The organism is Bradyrhizobium sp. (genome assembly GCF_049691595.1).
Lineage (GTDB): Bacteria > Pseudomonadota > Alphaproteobacteria > Rhizobiales > Xanthobacteraceae > Bradyrhizobium.
In genome coordinates this window covers 1-12,984 of the sequence record NZ_JBAVNZ010000203.1, presented here as the reverse complement: position 1 = coordinate 12,984, position 12,984 = coordinate 1, and the positions used below count along the sequence as shown (strand labels likewise).

Below are 12,984 nucleotides of genomic sequence, written 5' to 3'. Positions count from 1 at the left end.
TCAAGACCACGATCTTCTGCCCGGCCGACACGCCGGAAGTGAATGTCAGCGAGATCGAGCTGCAGGGCGCCACCGTCTACCGGGTCAACGGGCTGATCGACGATTGCGGCAGGATCGTCGGCGAGGGCAAGGCCAGGGCCGGCTGGTTCGATACCTCGACATTGAAGGAGCCTTACCGGATCGAGGGCAAGAAGACGATGGGGCTGGAACTCGCCGAACAGCTCGGCTGGGAGGTGCCCGACCTGATCTTCTATCCGACCGGCGGCGGCACCGGCCTGATCGGGATGTGGAAGGCCTTCGCCGAACTCGAGGCGATCGGCTTCATCGGCTCGGAGCGGCCGCGCATGGTCGCGGTGCAGGCGTCAGGCTGCGCGCCGATGGTGCGCGCCTTCGAGGCCGGCACCGAGCACGCGCCGCGCTGGGAAGACGCCCACACCATCGCGTCGGGCATTCGCGTGCCGCAGGCGATCGGGGATTTTCTGATCCTGCGCGCGGTGCGCGAGAGCAAGGGTTTTGCGATCGCGGTGCCGGACGAGAAGATTTCCGCGGCGCTCAATGAAGTCGCGCGCGAGGAAGGCCTGCTGCTGTGCCCGGAAGGGGCCGCGACCTATGCCGCCTACCGGCAAAGCCTTGCCGATGGCCGCGTGACGAAAAATGACCGCGTGATGCTGTTCAATTGCGCGACCGGGCTTAAATATCCACTGCCGCCGGTGACGCGCACGCTCGATCGCCATCAGCCGATCGACTATGCCAAACTGTAAGCTGTCATTGCGAGCTCTAGGCCCGTCATTGCGAGCGAAGCGAAGCAATCCATGGAGCGGCATCGGAAATATGGATTGCTTCGTCGCAAGTGCTCCTCGCAATGACGGCCGTCGGATGTTTGGGGAGAGGGTATGATGCGTAAAACAATTCTGGCCGCGTTGATCGCGATGCTTGCCTCGGGCAGCACCGCACTCACGGAGAATTATCCCTCGCGTCCCCTCACCATCATCGTGCCGTTCTCAGCCGGCGGCCCGTCTGACGTGATGGCGCGAATTCTCGCCGAGCGCATGAAGCTCACGCTCGGCGAGGCGATCCTGATCGAGAACGTGACGGGGGCGGGCGGTTCGGTCGGCGTCGGCCGCGCGGTGCGCTCAGCCCCCGATGGCTACACCATCAGCTTCGGTCATCTCGGCACCCACGTCGCCAATGGCGCGATCTACAAGCTCGGCTACGATCTGCTCGCCGATCTCGAGCCGGTGGTGCTGCTGCCGAGCAATCCCATGATCATCGTCAGCAAGAACGCGGTGCCCGCGAAATCGCTGAAGGAGTTTTTGGAATGGTTGAAGGCGCGGCCGACGCCGCCGACCGCGGGCACCGCGGGCGCCGGTTCCGGCAGTCACATCGCCGGGCTCTATTTCGAGAACATCACCGGCATCAAGCTGCAATATGTGCCGTATCGCGGCACGGCGCCGGCGATGAACGATCTCGTGGCCGGCCAGATCGACATGATCGTCGACCAGACTTCGAACTCGATCAGCCAGGTGCGCGCCGGAAATATCCGCGCTTATGCGGTGACCGACGCCAAGCGCGTCGCATCCGCGCCGGACATTCCGACCACGGACGAAGCGGGCCTGCCCGGATTCCACATGACGCTATGGTCGGGCCTGTGGGTGCCGAAGGATACGCCGAAGGAAATCGTCGCCAGGCTCAACGCCGCGACGGTCGAGGCCTTGAACGATCCGGCGGTGCGCCAGCAGCTCGAAAATCTGGGCCTGCAGATGCCGGCGAAGGACCAGCTTTCGCCGGCGGCGCTCGGCGCCCGGCAGAAGGCGGAAATTGCAAAATGGTGGCCGATGATCAAGGCCGCCAATGTCAAGGTCGACTGAAGCGTGCGTCTGCCGGCCGTCACTTCATGGGAGACGTCGGCGGCGGCGCCGCGTTGGTCTCCTGCGTGACGACGGGCTGGTTGGTCTTCGACGCCACCGCGGTGCCGCTGCCGAAGCGGACGCGGTAGACCGGCAAATTCTCCATCACGCGCTGCACGTAGTTTCGCGTTTCGGAAAGCGGGATGCGCTCGACCCAGTCGACCGGGTCGACCTTGGGATCGCGGGGATCACCATACGCCTTGATCCAGTCCCGGACACGGCCCCGGCCGGCATTGTAGCCGGCAAAGGTCATGATGTGACAGCCCTTGTATTCCGACAGCAGCGCGCTGAGTTCGGCAGCACCCATCTGCGTGTTGTAGACGGGATCGGAAACCATCCGGTCCCAGTCATAGCTGACGCCGAAGCGCTTGGCGGTATCGCGCCCGGCGTCCGGGGTCACCTGCATCAGACCCACGGCATTTGCCGCAGACTTGTCGCGCTGGTCGAACGCGCTTTCGGTACGCGCCACCGAATAGATGATGCTGCGCTCGATTTCGGGACCGACCGGGCTGTGCCTGGGAATCCCGATCGTCGGGAACGCGTAATGGTCGAGCGCCAGCCCGCGGGCGAGCGAGGGTTTTCCGACCTGCAGCATTGCGCGTGCATCGTTGCGCCGGCCGGTGAGCTCGCCGAGCGCTTCGAGCACAGCGACGTCTCGGCTCTGTTCGGCGAGATCGGCGACAAAATACAGCACAAGGTCGCGCTCGCCGATTTCGTAGAGCATATCGGCGGCGCGCACGCGTTCGTCGGCCGGCGCGGCACCGTCGGCGGCAAGGGCAGGCGAGGGCGCGCGCAGCTCGATCTGGTCACGGCCAAGCTTGGCGCGCGCGAGCTGTCCGTAGTAGGCGGTCGGGTGGCGCGCGGCCGCTTCAAAGCTGGTGCGCATTGCATCCTTCTCGCCGAGGGCTTCGGCGGCGCGCCCCCGCCAGTAGTTTGCTCGCGCCAGCACGATCGGATTGGCCGAGCCGTCGTCGATGTGGGCGAAATGCGCTAGTGCGGTGGCGGGATCATCAAGGTAGCGCAAGGCGATCCAGCCGCACATGAAATGGAAATCGGCCCGGTAGTATTCGCCGGCCGGCAGCGCGGCGGGACGGACGACCTGGTAGGCGGTCTGGTACTTGCCTTGATCGAGCAGCTTGCGTGCGAGCGTGCGCCGCTCGCGCCACCATTGATCGGTGTCCTGCTGCGCCATGGTCTCGGGAGAGGCGGCCAGCATCAGGCGGGCCGCGTCGTCAATCTTGTTCTGGGCGAGCATCCACTGGATTCGGCAAAGCGTGTAGCCGAGATCCCGCCGCGCCTCGATCGCGACATCGTCGAGCGCGCCGAGCGCCTTGTTCGCTTTTCCCCTGACCGCGGCACAGGCCTTCACGATCGCAAGCTCGTCGCCGCCCAAATGCTGCGCGGCGCGCCTGGCGCCCGCGAGATCCTTGGCGCCGATGCGCTTGTCCATGCGCGCACGGTGGTCCTCGCGGGCAAGAAGGTCGCGGAACGTCTCGTACGCCTCGGTTTCCGTGCGCTCCGACAATTCGTCCGCCCGCCACGCGTCGCGCGCCAGCCGACCTGCGCGCTCGCGATCGCCATCCGTGAGCAGCACCCGCGCGAGCGCGAATTTGCCCCTGGCGCTCACCGGCTGGCCGCCGGTGAAGCCGCGAACCGTGGCCGCATCGCTGCGCTCCTGCCACAGCCGCGCCTCCGCCCGCCGGCGCAGCGACGCCGTGCTCGGCCATTCCGGGTTGGCGGCGATGAACGCCGCATAGCGGCTGAAACTCGCCGTTGTCTCCGAATTGCGCAGGATGAACCATTCGACGAGTTTCCGGCCCGCCGGGTCGGCGATCCCGTTCCGCGTGGCGGTTGCCTCGTCGGTCTTTGCTTTGCGCGCGAGATCGATGGCTTCCTTCACCAGCGCAAGATCGCCCGAGAGCGGAGCTGTGGCCTCCTTGCGAGGAGGCGCATCCTTTGTCCGCTTTGACCCGCGCGGTGCGTCGGCATGCCTTGCGTGCCGATGTCCAAGCGCAGCGTTGCGATGGTGGCGAGCCTGCTTCGCTTCGGACGTTTTCCGGGCCTGTTGTGGCTTATGGTTGGGCCGCGCGGTTGCATCCGTCGCGAACAGGGCGAGCACAGTCACGGTGAGGAGACAAGACAGCGAACCTAAGCACCGCTTCATTCCATGGTCCTCCTGCGAAGGCACAAACCAAGGGATCGCACGATGCGTGCGGCCTGAGCTGTCGAAACGGTAGCACAACGCCGACTCGCAACTGTCGCATCAGCGCAACAGCGCGCGAAAAACGCAGAGGCGGTTGGAACCCGGAGCGCCTGTGCGGCTGCGCGCCACATCGGCTCGCGGTGCCGCGCCGGAGCCAAAGGGCGAAGGCGGGCCGCGCTGCACGCAAGCTACGGCTCGGCAAGCCACGCTTCCCAGCCGCAAGGCCGACGCAGTTCGTGCTCCCAACCAAAATATCGAAAACAACCCCATGCAAAGTAATAGGGGGCGCCGGCATGGATGCTTGACCCGCGAAAACATTTTGACACGTCGGGCAAATCAACGGCACCATTCCATCATCACGAAATTTGTAAAACGCCCATGGCCCTGCCCAACAACGGGCTCTTTGGCGCGATTGCAGGCAAAAAATCCCGACAATTGAAGTTGCACCGGCTCGCCACAGCGGACTCGCTCCAAAAATAATCCGCTTCACCCGTCGGACAAATCATCTCTACAAGCTCGTCCCGTCTCACCCGAGAAGAGGGGCGGGTCGCGATCGTCACGAACGCGGGATGGGATGCGGTGGACGCGGCAGCGTCGGGCGCGATCGGCAATCGCAGGGCGGGCTTTGGTCCGTGAGCGAACGATGCTGGCGCGGACGAACGACGCTTCAACGCCTTCGCCAAGAGTTCGGCAGGCGGCACATGGCCTGTCGAGGCGTTTGGCAGAGGTCGCTGCGTACGGAGAAAGTCGTGTGGTTCTGGCATCCGTTGCTGATGCTTGGCCTGTGGAGATTAAGTCGGCCCACCCGGCTTTCCCTGCGTCCTTCCGTTCTGGAGAGGGTCAATTCGATCCAAACCTCAGGCGCCATGCGCCGCGGGCCTCACACCCTTTTGAATGCAAACTCCCGTACTTATACGGTTTTTTGCATAAGCATTAATAATGGTGGCATTAGCGCAACGATTGTTGCCTGGATACAACACTTGTCCACGATTTCATCGTGCCACTAGGCAGTTCTTGCCTACGCCGCTTTTTTGCCACACCCCTCTATGACATCATACTTCGCAAGGCCTTAGCGCCGCGACGCTCGCGGAGGCGAAGGGAGATCGGGTGATTTTCCGGTTCGACAAGTCGACACGTCGACGACGAGATGGCCGGAGAAAACGGGTTCGCAATGGACGCCAAGACCAATACCAAGACTAATATCAAGAACAGGCTGCCCAGCCGTCACGTGACGGAAGGTCCCGAACGCGCCCCGCATCGCTCGTATCTCTACGCCATGGGCCTTACCACCCATCAGATCCACCAGCCGTTCGTCGGCGTGGCGTCGTGCTGGAATGAGGCCGCCCCCTGCAATATCTCGCTGATGCGTCAGGCGCAGGCAGTGAAGAAGGGCGTCGCCTCCGCCGGCGGCACGCCGCGTGAATTCTGCACCATCACCGTGACCGACGGCATCGCCATGGGCCATGACGGCATGCGCTCGTCGCTGCCGTCGCGCGAATGCATCGCCGACTCGGTCGAGCTGACCGTCCGCGGCCATGCCTATGACGCGCTGGTCGGGCTCGCCGGCTGCGACAAGTCGCTGCCCGGCATGATGATGGCGATGGTTCGGCTCAACGTGCCCTCGATCTTCATCTATGGCGGCTCGATCCTGCCCGGCAATTTCCGTGGCCAGCAGGTCACGGTGCAGGACATGTTCGAGGCGGTCGGCAAGCACTCGGTCGGCGAAATGTCGGATGCCGACCTCGACGAAATCGAGCGGGTGGCATGCCCCTCGGCCGGCGCCTGCGGCGCCCAGTTCACCGCCAACACCATGGCGACGGTATCGGAGGCAATCGGGCTGGCGCTGCCGTACTCGGCCGGCGCGCCTGCGCCTTACGAAATCCGCGACGCCTTCTGTACCACCGCCGGCGAGAAGGTCATGGAGCTGATCGCCAACAACATTCGGCCGCGCGACATCGTGACCCGCCGCGCGCTCGAAAACGCGGCGGCCGTGGTGGCGGCCTCCGGCGGCTCGACCAATGCTGCGTTGCACCTGCCGGCGATTGCCCATGAGTGCGGCATCAAGTTCAGCCTGTTCGACGTGGCCGAAATCTTCAAAAAGACTCCGTATGTCGCGGATTTGAAACCGGGTGGCCGCTATGTCGCCAAAGACATGTTTGAGGCTGGCGGCATTCCGCTGCTGATGAAGACGCTGCTCGATAATGGCCACCTGCACGGGGATTGCTTGACCGTCACGGGCCGGACGATCGCCGAAAACCTCAGAAGCGTGAAATGGAATCCGCACCAGGATGTGGTGCGGCCTGCCGACAAGCCGATCACCGTCACCGGCGGTGTGGTCGGCCTGAAGGGCAATCTCGCGCCAGAAGGCGCGATCGTGAAGGTCGCGGGTATGTCGAACTTGAAATTCACCGGTCCGGCCCGCTGCTTCGATCGCGAAGAGGATGCCTTCGAGTCCGTCCAGAAGAAGACCTACCGGGAAGGCGAGGTCATCGTGATCCGCTATGAGGGGCCGCGCGGCGGCCCCGGCATGCGGGAAATGCTGTCCACCACGGCGGCGCTGACCGGGCAGGGCATGGGCGGCAAGATCGCCCTCATCACCGACGGCCGGTTCTCAGGCGCGACCCGCGGCTTCTGCATCGGCCATGTCGGGCCGGAAGCCGCCGTGGGGGGGCCGATCGCACTGTTGCGAGACGGCGATATCATCGAGATCGACGCCGAAACCGGCACTCTTAACGTAAAATTGACTGACGCCGAACTCGCCGAACGCAAGACCAAATGGCGGCCCCGAGAGACTAACCACACGTCGGGTGCGCTGTGGAAATATGCCCAACAGGTCGGGCCGGCGGTGGATGGCGCGGTAACCCATCCGGGTGGGGCGCACGAGAAACAGTGTTATGCGGACGTCTGAGCGTATCATTCTTGCGTTGTTCCTGGGGGCCATTCCGGTGGCTAGCCCCGGATTCGCTTTCGACGGAGCCCCGGCAAAGCAGGATATCGTTATTTCTCAGCCCGGCGCCGCGGGTACCCTGAAGAAGACGCCAGCGCCGGTGCCCGCGACCGCGGCAGCCCCGCCCTCGCTGACCTCGCTGCAATATGCCGCCGACGGCGGCCACCCGGTCGCGCAGTGGAAGCTCGGCCGGATGTATGCCGACGGTGACGGCGTCACCCAGGACGATGTGCGCGCCTTTGAATATTTCAACCGCATCACCAGTACCCATGCCGAGGACAGCCCGTCGGCACCGCAGGCGGCGATCGTTGCCAACGCTTTCGTGGCGCTCGGGCGCTACTACCTGAACGGCATTCCCAATTCCAAGATCAAGCCCGACATCGAGCGGGCGAGGGAGATGTTCTCCTACGCCGCGTCCTATTTCGGCAACGCCGACGCGCAATACGATCTGGCGCGGCTGTATCTGAAAACCCCCGACGCCTCGCGGGAAGATTTCCGCTATGGAGCGCGCTGGCTCGGCCTTGCCGCGCAAAAGGGCCAGCATCAGGCGCAGGCGCTGCTCGGCCAGATGCTGTTCAACGGCGACCGGCTGCCGCCTCAGCGCGCCCGCGGCCTGATGTTGTTGACCTTGGCGCGCGACGGCGCCGCGCCGGACGAGACCTGGATCAAGGAGAGCTACAACCGGGCGATCGCGAAAGCATCCGATGACGACCGCGCCATGGCGCTGCAGATGCTCGAGCACTGGGTGCAGGGCCGCAAGAATTGATTTTGCCGCCTGCGCCGCACGGCGGAGAGCGACAAGGTCACGCCGTCTCGAGATCCAGGTCGGCCCACACCGGCACATGGTCTGATGGCTTCTCCCAGGCGCGCACGTAACTGTCCACGCCGACATCGATCAGGCGGTCGCTCGCCTGTGGTGACAGCAGCAAATGGTCGATCCGCAAGCCCCAGTTTTTCTGCCAGGCGCCGGCCTGATAGTCCCAGAAGGTGTATTGGCCGGGCGCGTCGGTGACGGCGCGCAGCGCATCGGTCAGCCCAAGGCCCAGCAACGACTGAAAGGCCTCGCGGGTTGCCGGCCGGAACAAGGCATCGTCGACCCAGGCGGCGGGATTATAGACGTCTGGCGCGGCGGGAATGACGTTGAAGTCGCCCGCAAGCACCAGCGGTTCCTCCGTCCTGAGCCGTTCCCTCGAATACTCAAGAAGTCGCGACATCCATTTGAGCTTGTAGGGATATTTATCCGTGTCCGGCGGGTTGCCATTGGGCAGGTAAAGGCATGCGATCCGCAGCACGCCGTGCTTTAACGTCACCACGCCCTCGAGGAAGCGGGCATGGGCGTCCTCGTCGTCGCCGGCAAGACCCGATTTGGTTTCGTCGAACGGCAGCTTCGACAGCAGCGCGACGCCGTTAAAGGTCTTCTGGCCGTGGGTGACGACGTTGTAGCCGAGCGCCTCGATCTCCAGTCGCGGGAACGCGTCATCGACGCATTTGATCTCCTGCAGGCAGACGATGTCGGGCTGGCATTCCCCGAGCCAGGAAAGCAGATGGTCCAGCCGCTGCCGGACCGAATTGACGTTCCACGTCGCAATACGCATCAAATTAACCCGGATTCGTGACCACACATTTTCGCGTGTTGTGGCATACCATGAGCCGAGAGGCTGTGGTAACCGTTTAGAAACAAGGCGTAAAACTAGCCGTCAAGCGGCAGGAACAAGGGCAGGAACAGGTCGTCCCGCCGTTGCGGCGGGCGAACGTGAAAGAGAGATGAAAAAACGCAATCTGATTTTCATTGCTGGTGCCCTCGGCATGGTGGCCGTCGCTGCCTTCGTGACCCGGTCGTCGTGGATCGGTGGCGGCGCCGGCGCGCAGGGACCGCAGCGGCCACGCCTGGTCTCGGTCGAACTGGCCAAGGCCGAACGCAAGACCGTGCCCGTCGATGTCGATTCGATCGGGACGGTGACGCCGATTTCCAGCGTGGCGCTGAAATCGCGGCTTGAGACCACCATTGTCTCGGTTCATTTCGAAGACGGAGCCAGGGTCAGCGAAGGCGACCTCCTGTTCACGCTCGATTCGCGCCAGATCGACGCCCAGATCGAGCAGGCCGAAGGCGTGCTCGCCAGGGATCAGGCGCAACTCGAGGGCGCGCAGCGCGACCTCAGGCGCTTTACCGATCTGGTCGCCAAGGGCGCCACCACCCAGGTCAATGTCGACAATGCCAGGACCCAGTCCGATATCCTGGTCGGCACCATCAAGGCCGATCAATCGGCGCTCGACAATCTGAAGGTCCAGAAGAGCTACACCACGATCCGCGCGCCGTTCTCGGGGCGGATTGGCGCGGCCAATGTGAAGGTCGGCAATTTCGTGCGCCCAGCCGACACCGCGCCGCTCGCCGTCATCAACCAGATGGCGCCGGTCTATGTGACGTTCGCCATTCCGCAGCGGGTGCTGGCCGAACTGCGCGATGCCATGGCGAAGGGCGATTCCAAAGTGAGCGCGACGATCCCCGGCCACCAGCGGTCCGAGGATGGCAAGGTCGCGATGGTCGAAAACGCGGTGGATTCCACCACCGGCATGATCACCGTGCGCGGCGTCATGAACAATGCAAGCGAAACGCTGTGGCCGGGAATTCTGGTCGCCACCAGGCTGACGATCCGCAGCGAGGATTCCGTCGTGGTGCCGACGGTGGCGGTCCAGCGCAGCCAGAACGGCAACTATGTGTTCGTCGTCAAGGACGGCGTATCCAGGGTTCAGCCGGTCAATGTCGATCGCACCTTCCAGGGTACCTCCGTGATTTCGGAGGGGCTTTCCGGCGGCGAGGATGTCGTCGTCGACGGCCAGTTGCTGTTGTCGGATGGATCGCGGATCGAGCCGCGCCCTCGCAAGGCCGGGGCCTGACCGATGACGCTTTCCGAGCTCTGTATCCGCCGGCCTGTGATGACGACGCTGATCACGGCGTCCATCATCGCGTTCGGCGTATTCGGCTTCCGCCTGCTGCCGGTCTCGGCGCTGCCCCGGGTCGACTTCCCGACCATTGCGGTGACCGCGACCCTGCCGGGCGCGAGCGCGGACACCATGGCGGCCTCGGTCGCCGGGATCATCGAACGGCAGCTTTCGACCATCGCCGGCATCTCCTCGATGTCGTCGAATTCCTCGCAGGGCACCAGCGTCATCACCATCCAGTTCGACCTCAACCGCAGCATCGATGCCGCCGCGCTCGACGTGCAGACCGCGTTGACCATCGCGCAGCGCCGGCTGCCGATCGAGATGACGACGCCGCCGAGTTTCCGCAAAGTGAATCCGGCCGATTTTCCGGTGCTGTTCGTCGTGCTCGGCTCCTCGACGCTGCCGCTGTCGGCCGTGAACGAATATGGCGACATCACGATCGGTCAGGCGCTGTCGCAAATCCCGGGCGTTGCGCAGGTCAGCATCTACGGCGCACAGAAATTCGCCATTCGCGTTCAGGCCGATCCGGAAGCGGCAGCGGCGCGAGGGCTGTCGCTGGAAGATATCCGCACCGCGGTTGCGCGCGCCAATTCGTCCACGCCGGTCGGCACGCTCAACGGGCCGAAGCAGGACGTCGCGCTGCAGGCCTCCGGCCAGATGGACAAGGCGATCGACTACCGCCAGGTGGTGGTGGCGTACAGGAACGGTTCGCCGGTCAAGCTTGACGAAGTCGCGAGGATCTACGACAGCGTCGAGAACGACAAGATCGCGAGCTGGCTCAACGGCGATCGCTCGATCGTGCTCGGCATTCAGAAGCAGCCCGACGCCAACACGGTGGCCGTGGTCGACTTCATCCTGGCAAAATTACCGGCCTTGCGCGCGCAGATCCCGCCATCGGTTTCGATCAACGTCCTGATGGATCGCTCGATTTCGATCCGTCAGGCGGTGGCCGACGTCGAGGAAACCCTGCTGATCGCCGTCGCGCTGGTCATCCTGGTGATTTTCCTGTTCCTGCGCTCGGCGTCCGCCACCTTCATTCCGGCGCTGGCGGTGCCGATCTCGCTGTTTGGCACCTGCGCCGTCATGTATGCGCTGGATTATTCCATCAACAACATGACGCTGCTGGCACTGACGCTGTCGGTCGGCTTCGTGGTCGACGACGCCATCGTCATGCTGGAGAATATCGTCCGCCACATCGAGCACGGCATGCGTCCCTATGAGGCGGCGCTGAAGGGCGCGCGCGAGATCGGCTTCACCATCATCTCGATCACGTTCTCGCTGATCGCGGTGTTCATTCCGGTGCTGCTGATGGGCGGCATCGTCGGCCGCGTGTTCCGCGAATTCGCGGTGACGGTTTCGGTCGCAATCGTGGTGTCCGGCTTCGTGTCGCTGACGCTGACGCCGATGCTGTGCGCGCGCGTGCTGCCGGCGCATGACCGGACCCGGAAGGCCAACGTCGTGCTTCGGGTCTTCGAGGCGATGTTCGAGTCATGGCTGCGCGCCTATGAATGGGCGCTCGACCGGGTGCTGGCGAAGAAAGCGCTGATGCTGATCGTCACGCTGGCGACGCTTGGCGGCACCATTTACCTTTATATGATCGTGCCAAAGGGCTTCTTCCCGCAGGAGGACACGGGCTTCCTGATCGGCGTCACCGAAGCCGCCACCGACACCTCTTTCGAGGCCATGAAGACGCGGCAGCAGGCGCTGGTAGACGTGCTGAAGTCCGATCCGGCGATCGACTACATCAACTCCACGGTTGGTGCGGGCGGCCCCAACACGACCGCGAATTACGGCCGTCTCTTCATTGCCTTGAAACCGCAGAAGACGCGCGACAATATCGGTGTCGTAGTCGGACGACTGCGCATGAAGGCCCGCCAGATTCCCGGCATGCAGGCGTTCTTCCAGAGCATCCAGAACCTCAATATCGGCGGCCGGATTTCCAAGAGCCAGTATCAGTACGTGATGCAGAGCGGCGATACCGAGTCGCTGTATCGGCTGGCGCCTGAGATGCGCGAGCGGATCGAGAAGGTGCCGGGCCTGCTCGACGTCACCACCGACCTCTACATCAAGAATCCGCAGATGACCGTCGACATCGACCGCGAAAAGGCCGCGGTCTACGGCATTACCGTCGATCAGGTCCGCAACCAGCTTTACAACGCCTATGGGGCGCGCCAGGTCGGTACTATCTACATGCCGTCCAACGACTACCAGATCATTCTGGAAGTGCAGCCGCGGTTCCGCGTCGATCCGTCCGACCTTTCCAAGCTCTACATGAAGACCGCGAACAACCAGACCATTCCGCTGGCGGCGGTTGCGAAGCTGGTGCCGTCGGTCGGGCCGCTGCAGATCAACCACCAGGGCCAGCAGCCGGCGGTGACGATCTCGTTCAACCTCGCGCCCGGCTATTCGCTGGGCCATGCGGTCGACCAGATCACCGCGATCGAGCAGAACGCCAGCCTGCCGGCGACGATCGCCACCGGATTCTCCGGCACCGCGCAGGTGTTCCAGGATTCCTTGCGCGGCCAGGGCGTGCTGATCCTCGCCGCCGTGTTCGCGGCGTTCGTGATCCTCGGCATCCTCTACGAGAGCTTCATCCATCCGATCACAATCATTTCCGGCCTGCCGTCGGCCGGCATCGGCGCGATCCTGACCCTGATGCTGTTCGGCATGGAGTTGTCTGTCATCGCGATGATCGGCATCGTGATGCTGGTCGGCATCGTCAAGAAGAACGCCATCATGATGGTGGACTTCGCGCTGGAGCGGCGCCGCGTCGGCCTGAGCGCCGAACATGCGATCCGCGAGGCGGCCTTGCTGCGCTTCCGCCCGATCATGATGACGACGTTCGCGGCGATCTTCGGCACGCTGCCGATCGCGCTCGGCGCCGGCGCCGGCGCCGAATTGCGCCAGCCGCTCGGCATCGCGGTGGTCGGCGGCCTCTGCGTGTCGCAACTGCTGACGCTGTTCATCACCCCGGTGATCTATAT

The 12,984-nt window shown here is 64.0% G+C and carries 8 protein-coding genes; 6 read left to right on the top strand and 2 right to left on the bottom strand.

From position 1 onward, the window contains the following. Both WCE35_RS09365 and WCE35_RS09360 read left to right on the top strand, forming a co-directional pair. The coding region (locus WCE35_RS09365) for a threonine synthase (protein ID WP_424593062.1) at positions 1 to 761 on the top strand (761 nt) is incomplete at its 5' end. 135 nt (positions 762 to 896) lie between these two features. After that, a complete protein-coding gene (locus WCE35_RS09360; protein ID WP_424593061.1) occupies positions 897 to 1,868 on the top strand; it encodes a tripartite tricarboxylate transporter substrate binding protein BugD in 972 nt (323 codons plus the stop codon). Positions 1,869 to 1,887: 19 nt separating this feature from the next. Here the strand turns inward: WCE35_RS09360 and WCE35_RS09355 are convergent, their stop codons facing one another. Next, positions 1,888 to 4,071 (bottom strand): transglycosylase SLT domain-containing protein, encoded by a 2,184-nt coding sequence (locus WCE35_RS09355; RefSeq protein ID WP_424593060.1) that lies wholly within the window; start codon positions 4,069 to 4,071, stop codon positions 1,888 to 1,890. 1,210 nt (positions 4,072 to 5,281) lie between these two features. Between WCE35_RS09355 and ilvD the strand changes: the two genes are divergently transcribed. Together ilvD and WCE35_RS09345 are read left to right on the top strand one after the other, a co-directional pair. Next, complete coding sequence (gene ilvD / locus WCE35_RS09350; RefSeq protein ID WP_424593063.1) at positions 5,282 to 7,018, top strand: dihydroxy-acid dehydratase; 1,737 nt, start codon at positions 5,282 to 5,284, stop codon at positions 7,016 to 7,018. Then, positions 7,005 to 7,823 carry a tetratricopeptide repeat protein gene (locus tag WCE35_RS09345; RefSeq protein ID WP_424593059.1) on the top strand — a complete coding sequence of 273 codons (819 nt, stop codon included), beginning with the start codon at positions 7,005 to 7,007 and terminating at the stop codon, positions 7,821 to 7,823. Before ilvD ends, WCE35_RS09345 begins: the two co-directional genes overlap by 14 nt. A 37-nt stretch (positions 7,824 to 7,860) precedes the next feature. Here the strand turns inward: WCE35_RS09345 and xth are convergent, their stop codons facing one another. Next, the gene (xth, locus tag WCE35_RS09340; RefSeq protein WP_424593058.1) at positions 7,861 to 8,652 is read right to left on the bottom strand and encodes an exodeoxyribonuclease III; all 792 of its coding nucleotides are present in this window, start codon (positions 8,650 to 8,652) and stop codon (positions 7,861 to 7,863) included. A 169-nt stretch (positions 8,653 to 8,821) separates the two neighbouring features. Between xth and WCE35_RS09335 the strand changes: the two genes are divergently transcribed. Together WCE35_RS09335 and WCE35_RS09330 are read left to right on the top strand one after the other, a co-directional pair. Then, on the top strand, positions 8,822 to 9,952 hold the full coding sequence (locus WCE35_RS09335; protein ID WP_424593057.1) for an efflux RND transporter periplasmic adaptor subunit: 1,131 nt from the start codon (positions 8,822 to 8,824) through the stop codon (positions 9,950 to 9,952). Between the two features lie 3 nt (positions 9,953 to 9,955). After that, positions 9,956 to 12,984, top strand: a 3,029-nt coding sequence (locus tag WCE35_RS09330; protein WP_424593056.1) for an efflux RND transporter permease subunit, incomplete at its 3' end; no start/stop codon positions are given.

Bases quoted from the DNA above. Each gene is read 5' to 3' on its own strand.
- ilvD (WP_424593063.1), top strand. From the start codon at position 5,282: ATGGACGCCAAGACCAATACCAAGACTAATATCAAGAACAGGCTGCCC.
- xth (WP_424593058.1), bottom strand. From the start codon at position 8,652: ATGCGTATTGCGACGTGGAACGTCAATTCGGTCCGGCAGCGGCTGGAC.
- WCE35_RS09355 (WP_424593060.1), bottom strand. From the start codon at position 4,071: ATGAAGCGGTGCTTAGGTTCGCTGTCTTGTCTCCTCACCGTGACTGTG.
- WCE35_RS09345 (WP_424593059.1), top strand. From the start codon at position 7,005: ATGCGGACGTCTGAGCGTATCATTCTTGCGTTGTTCCTGGGGGCCATT.
- WCE35_RS09335 (WP_424593057.1), top strand. From the start codon at position 8,822: ATGAAAAAACGCAATCTGATTTTCATTGCTGGTGCCCTCGGCATGGTG.
- WCE35_RS09360 (WP_424593061.1), top strand. From the start codon at position 897: ATGCGTAAAACAATTCTGGCCGCGTTGATCGCGATGCTTGCCTCGGGC.